Source organism: Pseudomonas sp. AC242 (assembly GCF_979258655.1).
The window spans coordinates 5,799,912-5,816,923 of the sequence record NZ_OZ409873.1; the positions used below are offsets into that span (position 1 = coordinate 5,799,912).

Consider the following 17,012-nt stretch of genomic DNA (forward strand, 5'->3'; position numbering starts at 1 on the left):
TTACGCCCTCTCGCCGCGAATCGAAACTGCCGGGAAGGGGTATTGCTCGTTGCGTTCCACCCAATCCATGAAATCGGCGCGGGCGCCGGGGAAGCCGATCATGGTCCAGCCGACCATGCCTTTGTTGCCACCGTGGATCGGGTCGCAGAAGAACCCTTCCTTGGTGTTTTGCAGCAGCAGATTGAAGAAAATCTTCGCCGGCACCGCATCGAATTGCGGCTTGCCCGCTTCAAGTTGCTTGAGCAAATCGTCTCGGGTAGCGCTGTCTTGCTCAGCAAATACTTTACCGTTGAGGGATTTTACCCACTGATCCGTGGCGGCAATGCCGAGGCGATAGATCTCTTTGGGCACCAGTTTGCTCTGCCAGCCCATTTCCGGCGCGGCGTCGGCATTGAACGGGCCTTGCATGTACCAAAGGGCACCGGCGGCGTACGGCGTGTTCATCTGCCGGTCGATGTATTCCGGCACGCCGGCTTCGAGCGCACCCGGGCCTTGGGCATCGTTGGGGATCAACTGCGCGACGGCGGCATTGATGAATGCCCATTCTTCGGCGGTGAAGTAGCTCGGCTGATAAACCCCGGCATCAGCGCGGACCGGTTGCGGCGCGGGTGCAGTGGGTGCGGCTTCGGGCGCCGCTTGCAGCACGCTGCTGCCCAGACCGGTGCCGGCCAGGGTGACCACCGGGATCAGGGTCAGGGATTTGCGCAAAAACTCACGCCGCGGGTTGTCTCGATTTTCATCAGACATGGTGGTGCACCTCATCAGGCATTAAGGGACAGCCGCTTCTGCGAGCGGCTTGAGGATTTTTCGTCGCGACAACAGCGGTCTGACCCAGGAAAAGGGGACGCGCCTGCAACATCATGTGACAAATGGTAGCAGGCTAAGCTTCTCGATGAACCGATTCATCGGAAAAAACACCGGTTTTCTGAGTGGCGATGAATGAAACAGTGTCCATTCACAATTCTTTGACAAGCGCCTCACAGGGCTTTGACCGCGCAACGCCGAAGCTGCGGCTCCTATCACCGATGAACCCCGACACGGTTACCCCAGCATGTCCCGAGTGCGTTTGTTCCCTGCTTTGTGTTTATCGCTTGTCGCGCTGTTGCACTGGCTGCCAGCCCAGGCTGCGGCGACAGCGACGGCCCGTCCCACTGATTGGGCGCAACCGGTCGAAGTGCAATACAACCTGTTCCAGATGTCGCCGACGCTCTATCGCAGCGCATTGCCGGATGGCGGCGCCGTGCCGTTGCTGAAAAACCTCAAGGTCGCCACGGTGATCAACTTCCTCCCGGAAGCCGACAGTAATTGGTTGTCCGAGCCGGACATTAACCAGGTGCAACTGCCGTATCGGACCAATCACGTTGACGACGCCGACGTGCTCAAGACCCTGCGGGCTATTCAGTCTGCCGAAGCCAAGGGTCCGGTGTTGATGCACTGCAAACACGGCTCCGACCGCACCGGCCTGATGGCGGCGATGTACCGCGTGGTGGTGCAGGGCTGGAGTAAAGAAGACGCCTTGAGCGAGATGACCCAAGGCGGTTTCGGTGAGAGTGGGCACTTTCGCGACAGTGTCCGCTATGTAATGCAGGCCGATGTCGACAAACTGCGCACAGCGCTGGCCAATGGTGATTGCAGCACCAGCGCGTTCGCCACCTGCTCGATGAAGAGCTGGTTTCAGTCAGTCAATCTGAAGTAATCCACGACCTTCCACGACGTTGCATCGTGGAAGGTTTTCCAGTCGCAGCTCAGTCCTCGGACTTTTTCTTCAGCTTCGGATTCGGAAAGAACTGCACCGCCTGCACGGTCTTGTCCGGCGCAGGTTTGTTCAATGCACTGGTGTTGACCCGCGTGCCCAGTTCTTTCGGTACCGACAGCCCTTGCTCGTTCAGCGTGTCCGAGTAACCGCAGGCCACACATTCACGGTGCGGCACGCTGTCCTCGTTCCACATCATCAACTTGTCCGGCTCGCTGCACGCCGGGCAGACCGCCCCGGCGATAAAGCGCTTCTTGGTAATCACAGGTGCCTCACTCATGCTGCCGCGTCCTCACTCAGGCCGCTGTGGCGCAAGAGTGCGTCAATCGACGGCTCACGGCCACGGAAGTCGACGAACAGCACCATCGGCGCCTGCGAACCGCCGCGCGCCAGAATCGCTTCGCGGAAGGCACGACCGGTTTCAGCGTTGAGCACGCCGTCCTCTTCGAACTTCGAGAAGGCATCGGCCGAGAGCACTTCAGCCCACTTGTAGCTGTAGTAACCCGCCGCATAACCGCCGGCGAAGATGTGCGCAAAACTGTTCGGGAAGCGGTTGTAGGCCGGTGGGCGCATCACCGACACCTCGTCACGCACGCCTTCGAGCACTTGCAGCACGCTGCGGCCGTCACCGTGGGTGGCGTGCAGCTCGAAGTCGAACAGCGAGAATTCCAGCTGACGGACCATCATCAGGCCGGACTGGAAGTTCTTCGCCGCGAGCATCTTTTCCAGCAGGTCCTGGGGCAGCGGCTCGCCGCTTTCGTAGTGACCGGAAATCAGCGCGAGGCCTTCCGGCTCCCAGCACCAGTTTTCCATGAACTGGCTTGGCAGCTCGACCGCGTCCCACGCGACACCGTTGATGCCGGAAACGCCAGCGTGATCAACGCGGGTCAGCAGGTGATGCAGACCATGACCGAATTCGTGGAACAGCGTGGTCACTTCATCGTGAGTCAGCAGCGCAGGCTTGCCGCTGTCGGCCGGGGTGAAGTTGCACACCAGATTGGCCACCGGACTTTGCAGCACGCCCTCGACGGTACGACGACGGTCACGGGCGCCGTCCATCCACGCACCGCCACGCTTGTTGGCGCGGGCATAGAGGTCGAAGAAGAAGCGGCCGACGTGCTGACCGTTTTCCTTGATCTCGAACAGGCGTACGTCCGGGTGCCAGGTATCGAAGCCTTTCTGTTCGGCGATCTCGATGCCGTACAGGCGCTGAACGATGGCAAACAGACCGCCCAGCACTTTGTCGATCGGGAAGTAGGCGCGCAGGGTTTCCTGGGCGACGCTGTAGCGTTGCTCACGCAGTTTCTCGCCGTAGAAACCGCTGTCCCAGCTTTGCAGGTCTGCGCAGCCCTGTTCGGCGGCGTAGGCGCGCAGCTGTTGCAGATCCTGTGCGGCAAACGGCTTGCTGCGCTTGGCCAGATCACGCAGGAAGCTCAGCACCTGATCGCTGGACTCGGCCATTTTCGTCGCCAGGCTCAGCTCGGAGAAGCTGGCGAAACCCAGCAGCTTGGCCAGCTCCTGACGCAGGTCGAGGATCTCTTCCATCACCGGGCCGTTGTCGTTCTGACCGGCGTTCGGGCCTTGGTCCGAGGCGCGGGTGCAGTAGGCGGCGTAGACTTCTTCGCGCAGTGCGCGGTCTTGCGCGTAGGTCATCACTGCGTAATAGCTTGGGAATTCCAGGGTGATCAGCCAGCCGTCGAGGCCTTTGGCCTGTGCGGCGGCCGCCATCTGCGCCTTGGCCGAATCGGTCAGGCCGGCGAGGGCGGCTTCGTCGGTGACGTGCTTGGTCCACGCCTGCGTGGCGTCGAGCAGTTGATTGGAGAAGCGGCTGCCCAGCTCGGACAGTTTGCTCTGCACTTCGGCATAGCGCTTTTGCTCGGCTTCCGGCAGGTCGATACCCGACAGACGGAAGTCACGCAGGGCGTGTTCCAGAATAGTCTTTTGCGCCACGTCGAAGCCGGCGGCTTCCGGGCTGTTGGCCAGCGCTTCATAAGCCTGGAACAGTTCGCGGTTCTGGCCCATCTCGGTGGAGTAGGCGCTCAAGGCCGGCAGGCACGACTCGTAGGCTTCACGCAATTCGGCGCTGTTGCACACGGCGTTGAGGTGGCTGACCGGGCTCCAGGCAGCGCCGAGGCGATCATTGAGTTCGTCCATCGCCAGTACCAGCCCGGCCCAGGTTGGGTTCTGAACCTGAGTCTTGAGGATTTCGGCGATGGCGGCGCGGTTGTCGGCCAGGATGGTTTCAATGGCTGGCAGGACGTGTTCGGCACGGATCGTGGAGAACGGTGGCAGGTCGTAGGACTGCAGCAGAGGGTTGTTCACGCTCACGGTTGGCACCTTGGCTGGGGAAACATTGCCCCATCTTAATTACAATCGGCATTCACCGCAGCTATCGGCGACAGAGAGAGAAATTATCGTGTCCGTTCGCAAGTACCAGAATCACACCCCACGCCTGTGCAAGGGCGCGTTTGTCGATGGCTCGGCAGTGGTCATCGGCGACGTCGAAATCGGCGAAGACAGCTCGGTCTGGCCGTTGACCGTGATCCGCGGCGACATGCACCGCATCCGCATCGGTGCGCGCACCAGCGTCCAGGACGGTTGCGTGCTGCACATCACCCATGCCGGTCCGTTCAATCCGGACGGTTTCCCGCTGCTGATCGGCGATGACGTGACCATCGCCCATAAAGTGATGCTGCATGGTTGTACCGTCGGTAGCCGCGTATTGATCGGCATGGGCAGCATTGTCATGGATGGCGCGGTGGTCGAAGACGATGTGATCATCGGTGCCGGCAGCCTGGTGCCGCCGGGCAAACGGCTGCAAAGTGGCTTCCTTTATGTCGGCAGCCCGGTAAAACAGGTGCGGGAACTCACCGACAAGGAAAAAGCCTTCTTCACCTACAGCGCGGCGAACTACGTGAAACTCAAGGACCTGCATCTGGCCGAAGGCTACGACCAGCTCTGAATCGCCTTACACCTGCTCAGGATTTCTCATGCATTACCAGACCGTACTGTTCGACCTCGATGGCACCCTGACCGACCCGCGTGAGGGCATCACCCGTTCCATCCAGTTCGCCCTTGCCAAGCTCGGTATCGATGAGCCGGACCTGACCAAACTGGAACACTTCATCGGCCCACCGTTGTTGCAGGCGTTCATGCAGTTCTACGATTTTGATGAAGCCAAGGCGTGGCAGGCGGTGAATTTTTATCGCGAACGCTTCAAGGTCACCGGCCTGTATGAAAACCGCGTGTTTGATGGTGTTACGCCTTTATTGGAAACCCTGAGCGGGCAGGGACGGCAGCTGTATATCGCCACTTCGAAGCCGTGGGAATTTGCCCGCGAGATTGCCCGGCATTTTGATTTTGCCCGGCACTTCAAGGTGATTTACGGCAGCGAGCTGGATGGCACGCGCACCAATAAGGTTGAGCTGATTGCGCATCTGATCAAGGAAGAAGGGCTGGATCCGTCGGATACGCTGATGATCGGTGATCGCAAGCATGACCTGATCGGGGCACGCAGTAATGGGCTGGATGCGGCGGCGGTCGGTTATGGGTTTGGCAGTTTTGAAGAGTTGAATGCCGAGGCGCCGGCTTATCACTTTGAAACGCTGGCCGCGTTGCATCAGGCGTTTCTGCAGCGCTGATCAGTACGCCATCGCTGGCAAGCCAGCTCCCACAGGTGAGTGATGTACTCAGGTTCACCGCTGTCCCTGTGGGAGCTGGCTTGCCAGCGATGAGGCCAATTCAGCCACGAAAGGTCTGAGAGTCAGCCAACGCTTTCAGCGCCGCTTTGCGCTCGGCGGCCGGCAGCTCCCCTAACTTCTCCACCTCCGCATAAAACCTCATCCAATCCCCCCCGACCTTTTTGAACAACGCCGCAAACGCCGGCACCCACTGGTCATAAAGTCCAAACGGCAGCAATCGCGCATTGTTCAGCGGCGCATTCACCCAAGCGTCGTAACGCTTGTTCCCGGCCCACTGGGTGTCTTGCTTCACCCGATAGTCCCGGCGAAACCGTTCGAACTCGGCTGCTTTGCGTTCGCGCATCTGTTCGGCTGCTAATGGCTGTGCATAAAGCTTCTCCAGCCGTGAGCGGGTATCGAGTACCAACTCAATAAACTGATCACGCTGCTTCAGCCGCGAATCGGTGTCCGCCGGCAACCCACGAAACGCCCGCCACTGCCGCGTGCCTTCCTGCTCGACAAACGAGGCGAAGGATTCGTTGAACTCGGTGTCGTCCTTCACGTAAAAGCGCTGATGCGCCAGCTCATGAAAGATCAACGTGGCCAGGCGCTCATCACCCCAGCCCATCATCGAATTAAGGATCGGGTCGTTGAACCAGCCCAGCGTCGAATAGGCCTCAACGCCACCTATCGATACGTCCATGCCCTGCAATCGCTGGATTGCCGCTTCGCCGCGCGCGGCGCTCTGACTGTAATAGCCGCGATAGGCCACACACCCGGCAATCGGGAAGCAATGATTCTGCGGCGTCAGGGAAAACTCCTGCGTGGCGAACACATTCCACACCACGTACGGGCGATGGATGTCGGCGTAAAGACGATAGCTCTGGTTATCCGGCAGGTGCAGATGCTCGCTGGCGAAGGTGCGGGCCTTCTGCGATTGAGCCAGGTGCGCGCGCAGTGTCGCGTCGCGGTTCGGGTCGTTGATCACCTTTTCAACGGGCTCGCGTGCCCGCAGCAATTGCAACTGACCGTTGGCCAACTGAGCGTAATAGCTGACGCTGGCGCAACCGTTGAGCAACAAAAACAACACACCCGGAAACAAAACCCGAAAAACGCGATCAAGTAACCCAAGGCTTGGAAACGGCCTGATCAAAATAAGAAATCCCCCGGAGAGTCTGCCCGCAAGACTATCCCGCCTAAAGGAGCACCGCTATGCGCATGTTGATGCTGTCAGGAGGCCTGCTGACGCTGGCCGGTTGTGCCGGATTCGGAATGCCCGATCCTGACCCTTCGCAAGCCTGGATCGATCTCGATGCCCGGCAACAGGACACGGCGCTGCAAGCGCTGCAGGTTGATACTCAGGCGACCGCCGACAAACGCTATTTTGAAGTGCAGCCCGGTAGCCATGAATTGAAAGTGCGTTATCAATTTCCGGTGGAGGCGACCAACATCGGTCCCGACGCTGAACCGCTGTGGCGCGATTGCCAGTTGAGTGTGAAATTCAAGGATTTCAATGCCGGTCAGCGATACCAGCTGCAGGCCGGCAGTATCGGTTTCCGCCCTTGGGCCAAGCTCTATGACGAGCAGCGCAAAGTGGTAGGCCAGGGCACACCGGCAGGCTGTCAGCGCACCTGATCGGCGCTATGCTGAGGATTCACATCCGTGGATATTCATCATGCGCCAGTTGCTGTTGTTGCTCGCTGCCGGTCTTTTGGCCGGTTGTCAGACGCCTTTGCCCCCGGCCGATCCGCACATGGCGTGGGTCGATTTTTCGACGCCGACACCCGGCGGTAAAGTGCTGATGGCCGAGCGTCTCGACAAACAGCGACTGAATGACGGGCGCTACTTTCAGGTCACCCCCGGCAGTCACGAACTGCGCGTGCGGTTCGATTTCGAAGTGTTTGGTGGTGGCGGCAGCTTGATGAACGGCCCGGTGGAGCGGCTGTGCTATCTGTACATCCGCTATGACCATTTCGAGGCCGGGCAGCGTTATGTGCTGGAGGGGCGTTCGCTGGGGTTCACTCCGAGTGCCCGGCTGTACAACGCCAAGCGCGAAATCGTTGCCGAAGATCGTGACTACAACTGCATCATGTGAAATGTTTCAGCTGTCGTTTTTCTGGTAGATGATCGCTTTGGTGCCGTTCTCACATGAACCGACCACCATGGCGATGTCATGTTTCGCAGCTTCTTCCTTGGTTACGATTTCCAGTGTATAGGACGGCACTGCTTTAGCCTGAATCTTGATTTCGATCTCTTTCTTGAGTTCTTCGCAGTCTTTGGGTGCCGCAATTACCGAGGTGGCCAGTGCACTGCAGAGAATCGCCAAGCCAATACGTTTCATGAGTGAAGCTCCCTGAGGCAGCGCGCACGGGCGTGCGCTGAAGCTGCTGTCATTGATTCGACCATACTTTTACAGCGAGGGTTCTGACTTCGCTCACAACTTGTGTTTACGGTGTTAGATCGGCAGTGATTGTCAGATTGCTATCGCGAGCAGGCTCACTCCTACAGTTGATCTCCAGTGGGCACAACAATTGTGAACAACCGAGATCCCCTGTAGGAGTGAGCCTGCTCGCGATAGCGTCAGACCGGTAAGAGTCGAATTAGCTGACCAACGAAGCCTCAAGCGTAATCTTCGCATTCAGCACTTTCGACACCGGGCACCCTTCCTTGGCCTTGTTGCTGAGCTCTTCAAACTGCTCCTGCGTCGCCCCCGGGATTTTCGCCTTGAGAATCAGCTTCACTGCGGTGATCGCGAACCCGCCATCCACCTGATCGAGGGTGACTTCAGCCTGAGTATCGATGCTGTCGGCCTTCAGGCCCGCATCGCCGAGAATCATCGAAAACGCCATAGAGAAGCAGCCGGCATGCGCCGCGCCGATCAGTTCCTCCGGGTTGGTACCTTTGCCGCCCTCAAAGCGCGCCTTGAAACCGTAAGGCGCCTCTCTGAGGACACCGGTTTCGGTGGAGATCGAGCCAATGCCGGTTTTCAGATCGCCTGCCCAATGTGCGGATGCTTTCTTCACGATAGCCATGTCTGCCTCCTCAAGATCTGACGCGGAAACGCCGCGTCGTCGTGGTTTTGCTTGCAAGGCTTCTGAGGATAGACGCCGCAGCAAAGTTCAGCCCGGCTGAATCGTTGACTTTTTTAGTAGGAAATTTCATCGCTGCTATTGAAACTCGGGTATATGCCCTCATTGCACAAAACACGCTTATGGATTTGGCAGGTTTTCGTTTGCAAGAAAAGCCTGCCTCCTCACTCGGAGACGCAGGTTTATGAAACAACTGTCCGACGTAAAATTTTCCACCCTCGATCTGGTACCGGTGCGCGAAAACGGCAGCCCGGCGCAATCGTTGCGCAACTCGCTGGATCTGGCGCAGCACGTCGAGAAATTCGGCTACACGCGGTTCTGGGTGGCCGAACACCACAACATGGACGGCATCGCCAGTTCTGCGACGTCGGTATTGCTCGGCTATCTGGCTGGTGGTACGTCGACGATTCGTGTCGGCTCCGGCGGCGTGATGCTGCCCAACCATGCGCCGCTGGTCATCGCCGAGCAGTTCGGCACCCTCGAAAGTCTGTATCCGGGCCGGATTGATCTCGGTCTGGGCCGCGCGCCCGGTTCCGATCAGATGACAGCCCGGGCGCTGCGCCGCGAGCGCTCCGGCAGCGCTGATGACTTCCCGGAAGACGTCGCCGAACTGGTGCGCTACCTCGGCCCGCGTACCCCGGATCAGCGCGTGATCGCGATGCCGGGCACCGGCACCAATGTGCCGATCTGGTTGCTGGGTTCCAGCCTGTTCAGTGCCCAACTGGCCGGTGAGCGCGGCTTGCCGTACGCCTTCGCCTCGCATTTCGCCCCGCGCTTCATGCACGAGGCGATCCGCGTTTATCGCAATCACTTCAAGCCGTCGGCGGTGCTCGACAAGCCTTACGTGATGCTCGGCGTGCCTTTGGTGGCAGCGGACACCGATGAGCAAGCCGATTACCTGGCGACATCGGTGTACCAGCGCATTCTCGCGTTGATGCGTGGGCAGAGCCTGGTGCAGCGTCCGCCGGTGAAAACCATGGACGGCCTGTGGCTGCCGCATGAGCGTGAAGCGGTGGGTGATTTCCTTGGGCTCGCGATGGTGGGTAGCCCGCAGAAGATTCGCGCCAAACTTGAAGTGCTGATTGAGCAGACGCAGGCGGATGAGCTGATTTTTACCAGTGATCTCTACGAACACGCTGATCGTGTGCATTCCTACGAGTTGTTGGCGCAGGTGATGAAGGGCTGAAAGGCCAAAAAACACCCTCACCCTAGCCCTCCCGAAACGTCGGACCGCCCGGAGGGAGAGGGGACTGACCGAGGTGTTCTTGCGCCCAACATCGACCTGAAAACTCCAGTCGTACTCAGGTTCTGAACAACCCCCGATCTGCTCCCTTTCCCCCTCGCCCCTCTGGGGGAGAGGGCTGGGGTGAGGGGGATCAATCTCAAACACACCACAAAACTTTCAGACACAAAAAAGCCGACGCCTTCACGTCGGCTTTTTGTATTTCAGGCGCAATCAACCGCGCTTGTAGACGATTTCCTTGGTTCCGCCTTCGCAGGTACCGACGACGTCGCCGCCAGCCGCTGCGCCCTTATCGACAATCTCCAGCGAATACCCGGAAACGCCCTTGGCATCCAGCTTCGCCGCGATCTCGCTTTTCAGCTCTTCACATGGCTTACCGGCAGCAAACGCACCACCCGCAAGGCTCAACAAACCTACTGCCAACATGAACTTCTTCATCGGTCGCACTCCCTGGTCGGATTAAAAAAGGCGGGCATCGAGCGTTCACCCGATGCACTCACCCTGTAGCGCTTTGCCATTCCTATGGCACTCGGCCAGCGCGCAAGTTCAGAAGACTAGACCAAACTCAGCTGCTGGCAATGCGGAAGCCGACTTTCAGCGTCACCTGAAAGTGCGCAGCCTTGCCGTCCTTGATGTGGCCACGGGTGTCGACCACTTCAAACCACTCAAGATGCTTGATGCTCTTGTTGGCTTCGGCCAGCGCGTTGTTGATGGCGTCTTCGATGCTGCTGGCGGACGAACCGACCAGCTCGACTTTCTTGTACGTGTGATGGTCACTCATAACGATCTCCTTGGCGTGTGGAATTGAGACTAGCAGTGAATCTGCACTGTTGATTTCGGTGGCTTTGTGCAGGCGAAGTTCAGATTTTCTGCACTTTCTCAAACCGCTGAAGTCCCAACCAACACACGCCACTCATCACCAATGCAGGAGAGCCACCATGGCCAACACCTCTTTACGTAAAGCCTCGTTGCAAAGCATGGAAGCCGAGATCGAGAGTCTGCTCAAGTCGTTGGAAAGCCTGAAGGATGACGCTTCGGACGAGTCGCGCAAGACCCTCAAGGCGCTGAAAAGCAATGCTGAAAGCGCGCTGAAACACTCGCGCCATCTGCTCAGCGATGCCTATGAAGAAGTTAAAGTGAAAACCCGCGAAACCGGGATCGCCACCCGTGATTACGCCCAGGAGCATCCGTGGACGACTGCCGGTGTTGCAGTCGGTGCGATCGGCCTTCTTGCGGCTTACTTGCTGTTCAAGCGCGGCGAGTGATCGCCTTGGCGCAGCTCGTTCTTGAGCCATTGCGCCAGTTGCCGAGCGCGCCCGTCTGCGGCGCGCTTGGGTAGCCACAACGCCAGTTGCGCCGGGGTTTCACAGAAGCCCCATGGCGCAACCAGGCGACCGGCCTTCAAATCTTCCGTCACCAGCGGCTCCGGTGCGATGGCCACGCCAAGGCCTGCCACTGCTGCTTCCAGCAAGTAATACAAATGCTCGAAACCTTGCCCCAGCTTCAACGCTTTTGCGTCGAGGTGGTTTTGCTGTGCCCAGCTTGGCCACGCTTGTGGGCGAGAAGTTGTGTGCAGCAGCGGTTCATTGAGCAGTGCCGAGGCTGGCGCGGTTTGCAAACGTTGATAGCCGCTGAACAGCGGACTCATCACCGGGCCGATGCGTTCTGCGGCGAGTTCGTAGACCTGCATGTCTGCCGGCCAAGGTGGCTCGGCGAATAACAGCAAGGCATCCAGTCCTGGACGACGGGGGTCAAGATCGCCTTCTCCCGCCGACAGGTGCAGGCGCAAGTCCGGCAGATCGGCATTCAACCGCCCCAAACGCGGAATAAACCAGCGCGCCAGTAAGCTCCCGGAGCAACCCAGTACAAACGGGGCGTCGGCGGTACTTTGCGTGAGTTCTGCGCAAACGCTGCGCAACCGATCAAAGGCCTCTGCACTGGCATCGCGTAAACGCATACCGGCATCTGTGAGTTTCAAGCCGCGGCCATCCTTGACGAACAGACTGACGCCGAGGTGTTCTTCAAGCACCTTGAGCTGGCGACTGACCGCGCCGTGGGTGACGTGCAGCTGTTCGGCAGCCTGACTGACGCTGTTCAGCCGGGCGGTGGCTTCGAACGCGCGCAGGGCGTTCAGCGGGGGAAGGTCATGGCTCATGGTATCTGTGAGTTTTCCTGACAGGTTGTGGCGATCTTATCGGTTTTCAGCTTGGAAGGTCAGGGGTAGAGTGGTCGTCATTGTCTCTTGACCCAAATTCACCTGGAGCGACTCATGACCCAGACTTCGAACACCTCTGATCTGCGTAACGGCCCTGACGCCAACGGCCTGTTCGGCTCGTTCGGTGGCCGTTACGTGGCGGAAACCCTGATGCCGTTGATCCTCGATCTGGCCCGCGAATACGAAGCGGCCAAGGAAGATCCGGCGTTCAAAGAAGAATTGGCCTACTTCCAGCGTGACTACGTCGGACGTCCGAGCCCGCTGTATTTCGCTGAACGCCTGACCGAGTTCTGCGGTGGCGCGAAGATTTATCTCAAGCGCGAAGAGCTGAACCACACCGGCGCGCACAAGATCAACAACTGCATCGGCCAGATCCTGCTGGCGCGACGCATGGGCAAGAAACGCATCATCGCCGAGACCGGCGCCGGCATGCACGGCGTGGCCACTGCCACTGTAGCGGCACGTTTCGGTCTCGATTGCGTGATCTACATGGGCACCACTGACATCGAACGTCAGCAGGCCAACGTCTTCCGCATGAAACTGCTGGGCGCTGAAGTGATTCCGGTGGTGGCCGGCACCGGCACCCTGAAAGACGCAATGAACGAAGCCCTGCGTGACTGGGTGACCAACGTCGACAGCACCTTCTACCTGATCGGTACCGTGGCTGGCCCGCACCCTTATCCGGCGATGGTTCGCGACTTCCAGGCCGTCATCGGCAAGGAAACCCGCGATCAGTTGCAAGCGCAGGAAGGTCGTCTGCCGGACAGCCTGGTGGCGTGCATCGGTGGCGGTTCCAACGCGATGGGCCTGTTTCACCCGTTCCTCGACGACAAGAGCGTTGAAATCATCGGCGTTGAAGCGGCGGGTTACGGCATCGAAACCGGCAAGCACGCGGCCAGCCTGAATGGCGGCGTTCCGGGTGTCTTGCACGGTAACCGGACTTTCCTGCTGCAGGACGACGATGGCCAGATCATCGACGCCCACTCGATTTCCGCTGGCCTCGATTACCCAGGCATCGGCCCTGAGCACGCGTGGTTGCATGACATCGGTCGCGTTCAATACACCTCGGTGACCGACGACGAAGCGCTGGATGCGTTCCACAAATGCTGCCGCCTCGAAGGGATCATCCCTGCGCTGGAAAGCGCTCACGCCCTGGCTGAAGTGTTCAAACGTGCGCCGAAGCTGCCTAAAGATCACCTGATGGTGGTCAACCTGTCTGGCCGGGGCGACAAAGACATGCAGACCGTCATGCACCATATGGAACAGTCCAAGCAGGAGAAACACTGATGAGCCGCCTGCAAACGCGTTTTGCCGACCTCAAAGAACAGAACCGCGCCGCGCTGGTGACCTTCGTCACCGCCGGTGATCCGGACTACGACACTTCGCTGGCGATCCTTAAAGGCTTGCCGGGTGCTGGCGCCGACGTGATCGAGCTGGGCATGCCGTTCACCGACCCGATGGCCGACGGCCCGGCAATTCAACTGGCGAACATCCGTGCCTTGGGTGCCAAGCAGAACCTGCTGAAAACCCTGCAAATGGTTCGTGAATTCCGCGAAGGCAACAGCGACACGCCGCTGGTGCTGATGGGCTACTTCAACCCGATCCACATGTACGGCGTTGAGCGTTTCATCGCCGATGCGAAAGAGGCCGGCGTCGATGGCCTGATCGTCGTAGACATGCCGCCTGAGCACAATGCCGAGCTGTGCGACCCGGCGCAGGCTGCCGGTCTGGACTTTATCCGTCTGACCACGCCAACCACCGACGATGCGCGTCTGCCAAAGGTGCTCAACGGCAGCTCCGGGTTTGTGTACTACGTGTCGGTAGCCGGTGTGACCGGTGCCGGTGCTGCGACCCTGGAGCATGTTGAAGAGGCGGTCACTCGTCTGCGTCGTCATACCGATCTGCCGATCAGCATCGGTTTCGGCATCCGTACCCCGGAGCAAGCAGCGGCCATTGCGCGTCTGGCTGATGGTGTTGTGGTGGGCTCGGCGTTGATCGATCACATCGCCAATGCGACTACGCCGGCGCAAGCCGTCGACGGTGTACTGAGCTTGTGCTCGGCACTCTCCGAAGGCGTGCGTAAGGCCCGCGTCAGCTGAAGGTAAAGTTCCTGATACAGAGGAATTAGCGTCTCGCGACACAGACTAATCCAGCAAGACCGAGGGATTCAGAACCACGTTCTGAATCCCTTTTTGCTGTTTGTGCCGTGAGGAAAGACCCGATGAAAATGCCGAAACGTCTGATGGCCGGATTGGGCGTACTGATGATCAGTGCGACACCGCTGCTGGCCAGCGCCGATCCGCGCGACGATCACGACCACGGCGGCCCGCAGCAGGGCCAGTACGACAATCATGGTAATGACCATCGCGATGATCATCGTGGCCCGCAAAACGATCACCGTGGCGGTCCGCCGCCGCGCGATTTTGGCCCGGTGCGTCAGACCATTCGTGACAATCATGGCTACTTTGTACGCGGTGCACCGCCGCCTCCGGGGATTCATCTGGAACGTGGCCGGCCGTTGCCACACGGGTATTACGGTGAGCGTCTGGACGGTCGCGCGTTGGGTCGTTTGCCGGTGTATCCGGGTTACGAATGGCGTCGGGCGGGGGGCGATATCGTGCTGATCGCGGTGGGCACCGGGATCGTCTACGAAATTCTCGATGGCGTTTTGTATTGATCCGCAGGCAATAAAAAAACCGCAGCCAATGGCTGCGGTTTTTTTTCAGGGCAGCTCCAGTCCGCCGGAGGCCTTGTGCAATTTGCGCAAATGCGCGCCAATCTGCTTCACATTCTCCTCGCTGGCGGCAATCTCTGCGGCCCGCTTGGGCTCCAGCAACTTGCGCACTTCGGCGTCGAGATCGCCGGACAGTGCCAGCAGCTTCTTCTGCCGCTGGCTGCTCTCCGCTTCCAGTCGAGTGAACTCGGTCGGCTGCGGCAATCCGTAGCCCTTGGCGTCGAGCAGTTCTGCCGGACGGCTGAGGAACCCGCTATTGGCGAGGATTTCCTGCAAGGTCGCATTGGCCTTGTCCATGCCGCCGTTTTCCAGCTCACGCGCACCGAGGTAACGCTGCTTGACCTCGTCCTGAGCCAGCAGCAACTGTCGTCGATAACTGGCCTGCTCCAACAGCAGCAGGGCGGCGCTGGTACGCAAATCCGCGCGCTCGAACCACTCGCGGCGTTCCTCGGCTGTCAGCGAAAGCCATTCCTCAACAGTGTTCTGCTTGATCGGCAATTGCTTCTTCAACACATCGAACATCGCCTGATAGCGATCGCGGAACGAGTCGAAGCGGTAACCCAGACGCAGCGCTTCTTTTGGATCATCCAGCACACTGGTGTCCGCCAGACCACGGCCTTTCATCACTTCCAGCAAGCCGTTGGGCATGATGCTGTCCAGACCCACGAACTGTGTGTTGTTGCTGCCGCTGCGCAACAGCTTCAGGCCTTCCACCGCACAGTTGTTGGAGAGGAAGAAGTAGTTGCCGTCGTAGCTCCAGTGCATTTCGGCGGCGTGTTCGACCACGCCTTCGATCTCGTCGCGGGACAGGTTCAGCGGCACCGAAGCGAGGCTGCGCAGTTCGGTCTTGGTGTATTCGTCGATGACCTGCGCAAGCGGCAGCACGAACAGGCGCGACGGGTATTTGCCGACCAGTCCATCCCAGCTCGACAACTGCACATCGCCGACAAAGGCGCGGTAGGACAACACCAGGTGCTGGTCCAGATCGAGTCGGCAATCCGGCCCGCGCGGGCGGCCCGGTGCGCAGATCACCAGGCGCAACATGCTGTGGCCCCAGCGGCTGACCCAGTTCTGATTGGCCTCGGCCAGCAGATAGTCGACGGCATAGACCCGCTCGGGATCGACCTGCCCCAAGGGTTGCTTGGCGAAGTCGTTGCCGGCATTGAGGAAGGAGAAGGTCTTGCTGCAAGTGTCCTTGGCCGGCGGTGCCCAGCCGAAGTGTTGCTGGTAATAGCGGTACAGCGCCGGGCGGCGGCAGGCGTAGCTCGGGTCGAGGAGGAAATACTCCATGTTGACCGCGACGAACTCCTTGGGGCTGGAGATTTCGTACAGGTCCGGGCTGCGCGCGATCTGCCGGTTGTGTTGTTCGCGCTCACCGCGGCGGCCGACGTATTGCTGCCAACCGGCGAGGTCGAGCAGGCGCGGATCATCGCTGAGGGTGAAGCGACGGCCGTTCTGGCCGCGACACTCGTCGGGAATGCCGATCAGCCCGGCGCTGTTAAAGCGGCGCGTGCAGCGCTGAATCAGCGTGCGCTCGGCATTCGGCCATAAGCGGGCGCGGTCATAAATGTGGGTGATTTCATGCAGCACCGTGGCGAGCAGTTCCTGGCGCACAGTGCCGTGGGGGCGATTGGTTTTTTCTTTGGCTGCGCTGCCATCCGTGAGACCGGCGAGCAGTTTTCGATTCAGATCGAGCTCGGCCACCAGTGTGGCTTGGCCATAGGCGTTGGCGGGCATGTCGTCGGTCCAGCCGACATCGATGCGCCGATCCAGCCGCTCGATAAAGCTCGGCGGCAGTTTTTGCATCGCCTCATCGATCAGCGCCTGGCTGGCCTGTTGTTGGGCGGGGCTCAGACCGTCGGTCTTGAGCCGCAATTGCAGGCCGGCGTGGGCGCTGTTGCCAAGCAACAACAACGCCCCGGCCAGCAGCCAGGTGCCGAATGACCTCACAGCGCGAGGATGGCTTCGGCGAGAACCTGATCACTGGCGTCGCGCGCTTCCGGCACGCGAGTGCGCAGGGTATTGAGCGCCGCTTCCAGATGTGCGCCACGGATATCACCGTTAGTGGCGACGAAACTGGCAGCGTCGTCGTGGGCTTCGCGGATGATTTTCGAATCGCGAATCGACGTAGTGGTGTCGGAGGTGAAATCGATAGTGCGCTGGGAGGCACGAACGATGATGTTACTGGTGGCTACCAGGGTGTGCGCCTGGGCCACGTCGGCCAACAAAAACAGGCCAAGGGCGGCAGCAATCAGCGGGCTACGCATGGAACGACTCCGAAGGGGCAAGGATAACGGG

21 protein-coding genes are annotated in these 17,012 nt (G+C 59.7%); 10 read left to right on the top strand and 11 right to left on the bottom strand.

The window, feature by feature from the left end:
- A complete protein-coding gene (locus ACZZ0A_RS26180) occupies nucleotides 1–747 on the bottom strand; it encodes a gluconate 2-dehydrogenase subunit 3 family protein (RefSeq protein ID WP_123376004.1) in 747 nt (248 codons plus the stop codon).
- 304 nt (nucleotides 748–1,051) lie between these two features.
- On the opposite strand from ACZZ0A_RS26180, the gene ACZZ0A_RS26185 reads away from it, so the two are divergent.
- The gene (locus ACZZ0A_RS26185) at nucleotides 1,052–1,696 is read left to right on the top strand and encodes a dual specificity protein phosphatase family protein (protein ID WP_123376003.1); all 645 of its coding nucleotides are present in this window, start codon (nucleotides 1,052–1,054) and stop codon (nucleotides 1,694–1,696) included.
- 49 nt (nucleotides 1,697–1,745) lie between these two features.
- Here the strand turns inward: ACZZ0A_RS26185 and ACZZ0A_RS26190 are convergent, their stop codons facing one another.
- Together ACZZ0A_RS26190 and prlC are read right to left on the bottom strand one after the other, a co-directional pair.
- A complete protein-coding gene (locus ACZZ0A_RS26190; protein WP_007911710.1) occupies nucleotides 1,746–2,033 on the bottom strand; it encodes a YheV family putative zinc ribbon protein in 288 nt (95 codons plus the stop codon).
- The gene (gene prlC, locus ACZZ0A_RS26195; RefSeq protein ID WP_463543922.1) at nucleotides 2,030–4,081 is read right to left on the bottom strand and encodes an oligopeptidase A; all 2,052 of its coding nucleotides are present in this window, start codon (nucleotides 4,079–4,081) and stop codon (nucleotides 2,030–2,032) included. The genes ACZZ0A_RS26190 and prlC overlap by 4 nt, the downstream gene beginning before the upstream one ends.
- An 88-nt stretch (nucleotides 4,082–4,169) precedes the next feature.
- On the opposite strand from prlC, the gene ACZZ0A_RS26200 reads away from it, so the two are divergent.
- Nucleotides 4,170–4,715, top strand: coding sequence for a gamma carbonic anhydrase family protein (locus ACZZ0A_RS26200; protein WP_007911708.1), 546 nt, complete (start codon nucleotides 4,170–4,172; stop codon nucleotides 4,713–4,715).
- Nucleotides 4,716–4,743: 28 nt separating this feature from the next.
- Nucleotides 4,744–5,394 carry an HAD family hydrolase gene (locus ACZZ0A_RS26205; protein WP_463543923.1) on the top strand — a complete coding sequence of 217 codons (651 nt, stop codon included), beginning with the start codon at nucleotides 4,744–4,746 and terminating at the stop codon, nucleotides 5,392–5,394.
- A gap of 100 nt (nucleotides 5,395–5,494) precedes the next feature.
- Here the strand turns inward: ACZZ0A_RS26205 and ACZZ0A_RS26210 are convergent, their stop codons facing one another.
- Nucleotides 5,495–6,586 (bottom strand): aminopeptidase, encoded by a 1,092-nt coding sequence (locus ACZZ0A_RS26210; protein WP_463543924.1) that lies wholly within the window; start codon nucleotides 6,584–6,586, stop codon nucleotides 5,495–5,497.
- A 59-nt stretch (nucleotides 6,587–6,645) separates the two neighbouring features.
- Between ACZZ0A_RS26210 and ACZZ0A_RS26215 the strand changes: the two genes are divergently transcribed.
- Nucleotides 6,646–7,068 (top strand): PA0061/PA0062 family lipoprotein, encoded by a 423-nt coding sequence (locus ACZZ0A_RS26215; RefSeq protein ID WP_034152270.1) that lies wholly within the window; start codon nucleotides 6,646–6,648, stop codon nucleotides 7,066–7,068.
- 40 nt (nucleotides 7,069–7,108) lie between these two features.
- Nucleotides 7,109–7,528 (top strand): PA0061/PA0062 family lipoprotein, encoded by a 420-nt coding sequence (locus ACZZ0A_RS26220; RefSeq protein ID WP_007911699.1) that lies wholly within the window; start codon nucleotides 7,109–7,111, stop codon nucleotides 7,526–7,528.
- A 6-nt stretch (nucleotides 7,529–7,534) separates the two neighbouring features.
- Here the strand turns inward: ACZZ0A_RS26220 and ACZZ0A_RS26225 are convergent, their stop codons facing one another.
- Both ACZZ0A_RS26225 and ACZZ0A_RS26230 read right to left on the bottom strand, forming a co-directional pair.
- A complete protein-coding gene (locus tag ACZZ0A_RS26225; RefSeq protein ID WP_007911697.1) occupies nucleotides 7,535–7,774 on the bottom strand; it encodes a DUF1161 domain-containing protein in 240 nt (79 codons plus the stop codon).
- A 259-nt stretch (nucleotides 7,775–8,033) separates the two neighbouring features.
- Nucleotides 8,034–8,465, bottom strand: coding sequence for an OsmC family protein (locus ACZZ0A_RS26230; RefSeq protein WP_007911695.1), 432 nt, complete (start codon nucleotides 8,463–8,465; stop codon nucleotides 8,034–8,036).
- Nucleotides 8,466–8,706: 241 nt separating this feature from the next.
- On the opposite strand from ACZZ0A_RS26230, the gene ACZZ0A_RS26235 reads away from it, so the two are divergent.
- A complete protein-coding gene (locus ACZZ0A_RS26235) occupies nucleotides 8,707–9,708 on the top strand; it encodes an LLM class flavin-dependent oxidoreductase (RefSeq protein ID WP_095113090.1) in 1,002 nt (333 codons plus the stop codon).
- A gap of 270 nt (nucleotides 9,709–9,978) precedes the next feature.
- On the opposite strand, the gene ACZZ0A_RS26240 is transcribed toward ACZZ0A_RS26235, so the two are convergent.
- Nucleotides 9,979–10,203 carry a DUF1161 domain-containing protein gene (locus tag ACZZ0A_RS26240; protein ID WP_007911690.1) on the bottom strand — a complete coding sequence of 75 codons (225 nt, stop codon included), beginning with the start codon at nucleotides 10,201–10,203 and terminating at the stop codon, nucleotides 9,979–9,981.
- A gap of 127 nt (nucleotides 10,204–10,330) precedes the next feature.
- Nucleotides 10,331–10,546, bottom strand: a complete 216-nt coding sequence (locus tag ACZZ0A_RS26245) for a dodecin (protein ID WP_007911688.1) — start codon at nucleotides 10,544–10,546, stop codon at nucleotides 10,331–10,333.
- A 157-nt stretch (nucleotides 10,547–10,703) separates the two neighbouring features.
- Between ACZZ0A_RS26245 and ACZZ0A_RS26250 the strand changes: the two genes are divergently transcribed.
- Nucleotides 10,704–11,030, top strand: coding sequence for an ElaB/YgaM/YqjD family protein (locus ACZZ0A_RS26250; RefSeq protein WP_007911686.1), 327 nt, complete (start codon nucleotides 10,704–10,706; stop codon nucleotides 11,028–11,030).
- Here the strand turns inward: ACZZ0A_RS26250 and ACZZ0A_RS26255 are convergent.
- On the bottom strand, nucleotides 11,003–11,920 hold the full coding sequence (locus tag ACZZ0A_RS26255; RefSeq protein WP_463543925.1) for a LysR family transcriptional regulator: 918 nt from the start codon (nucleotides 11,918–11,920) through the stop codon (nucleotides 11,003–11,005). The genes ACZZ0A_RS26250 and ACZZ0A_RS26255 overlap by 28 nt on opposite strands.
- A gap of 114 nt (nucleotides 11,921–12,034) precedes the next feature.
- Here ACZZ0A_RS26255 and trpB point away from each other — a divergent pair, with 114 nt between their 5' ends.
- The 3 genes from trpB to ACZZ0A_RS26270 all read left to right on the top strand — a co-directional run bounded on the left by trpB (nucleotide 12,035) and on the right by ACZZ0A_RS26270 (nucleotide 14,657).
- Nucleotides 12,035–13,267, top strand: a complete 1,233-nt coding sequence (trpB, locus tag ACZZ0A_RS26260) for a tryptophan synthase subunit beta (protein WP_007911669.1) — start codon at nucleotides 12,035–12,037, stop codon at nucleotides 13,265–13,267.
- Nucleotides 13,267–14,079, top strand: a complete 813-nt coding sequence (gene trpA / locus ACZZ0A_RS26265) for a tryptophan synthase subunit alpha (protein ID WP_007911667.1) — start codon at nucleotides 13,267–13,269, stop codon at nucleotides 14,077–14,079. The genes trpB and trpA overlap by 1 nt, the downstream gene beginning before the upstream one ends.
- A gap of 122 nt (nucleotides 14,080–14,201) precedes the next feature.
- The gene (locus tag ACZZ0A_RS26270; protein ID WP_007911666.1) at nucleotides 14,202–14,657 is read left to right on the top strand and encodes an anti-virulence regulator CigR family protein; all 456 of its coding nucleotides are present in this window, start codon (nucleotides 14,202–14,204) and stop codon (nucleotides 14,655–14,657) included.
- A gap of 45 nt (nucleotides 14,658–14,702) precedes the next feature.
- Here ACZZ0A_RS26270 and ACZZ0A_RS26275 read toward each other — a convergent pair whose 3' ends face one another.
- Both ACZZ0A_RS26275 and ACZZ0A_RS26280 read right to left on the bottom strand, forming a co-directional pair.
- On the bottom strand, nucleotides 14,703–16,664 hold the full coding sequence (locus ACZZ0A_RS26275; RefSeq protein ID WP_007911664.1) for a DUF7844 domain-containing protein: 1,962 nt from the start codon (nucleotides 16,662–16,664) through the stop codon (nucleotides 14,703–14,705).
- On the bottom strand, nucleotides 16,661–16,981 hold the full coding sequence (locus ACZZ0A_RS26280) for a DUF2388 domain-containing protein (protein WP_007911662.1): 321 nt from the start codon (nucleotides 16,979–16,981) through the stop codon (nucleotides 16,661–16,663). Before ACZZ0A_RS26280 ends, ACZZ0A_RS26275 begins: the two co-directional genes overlap by 4 nt.
- Nucleotides 16,982–17,012: the final 31 nt, after the last annotated feature.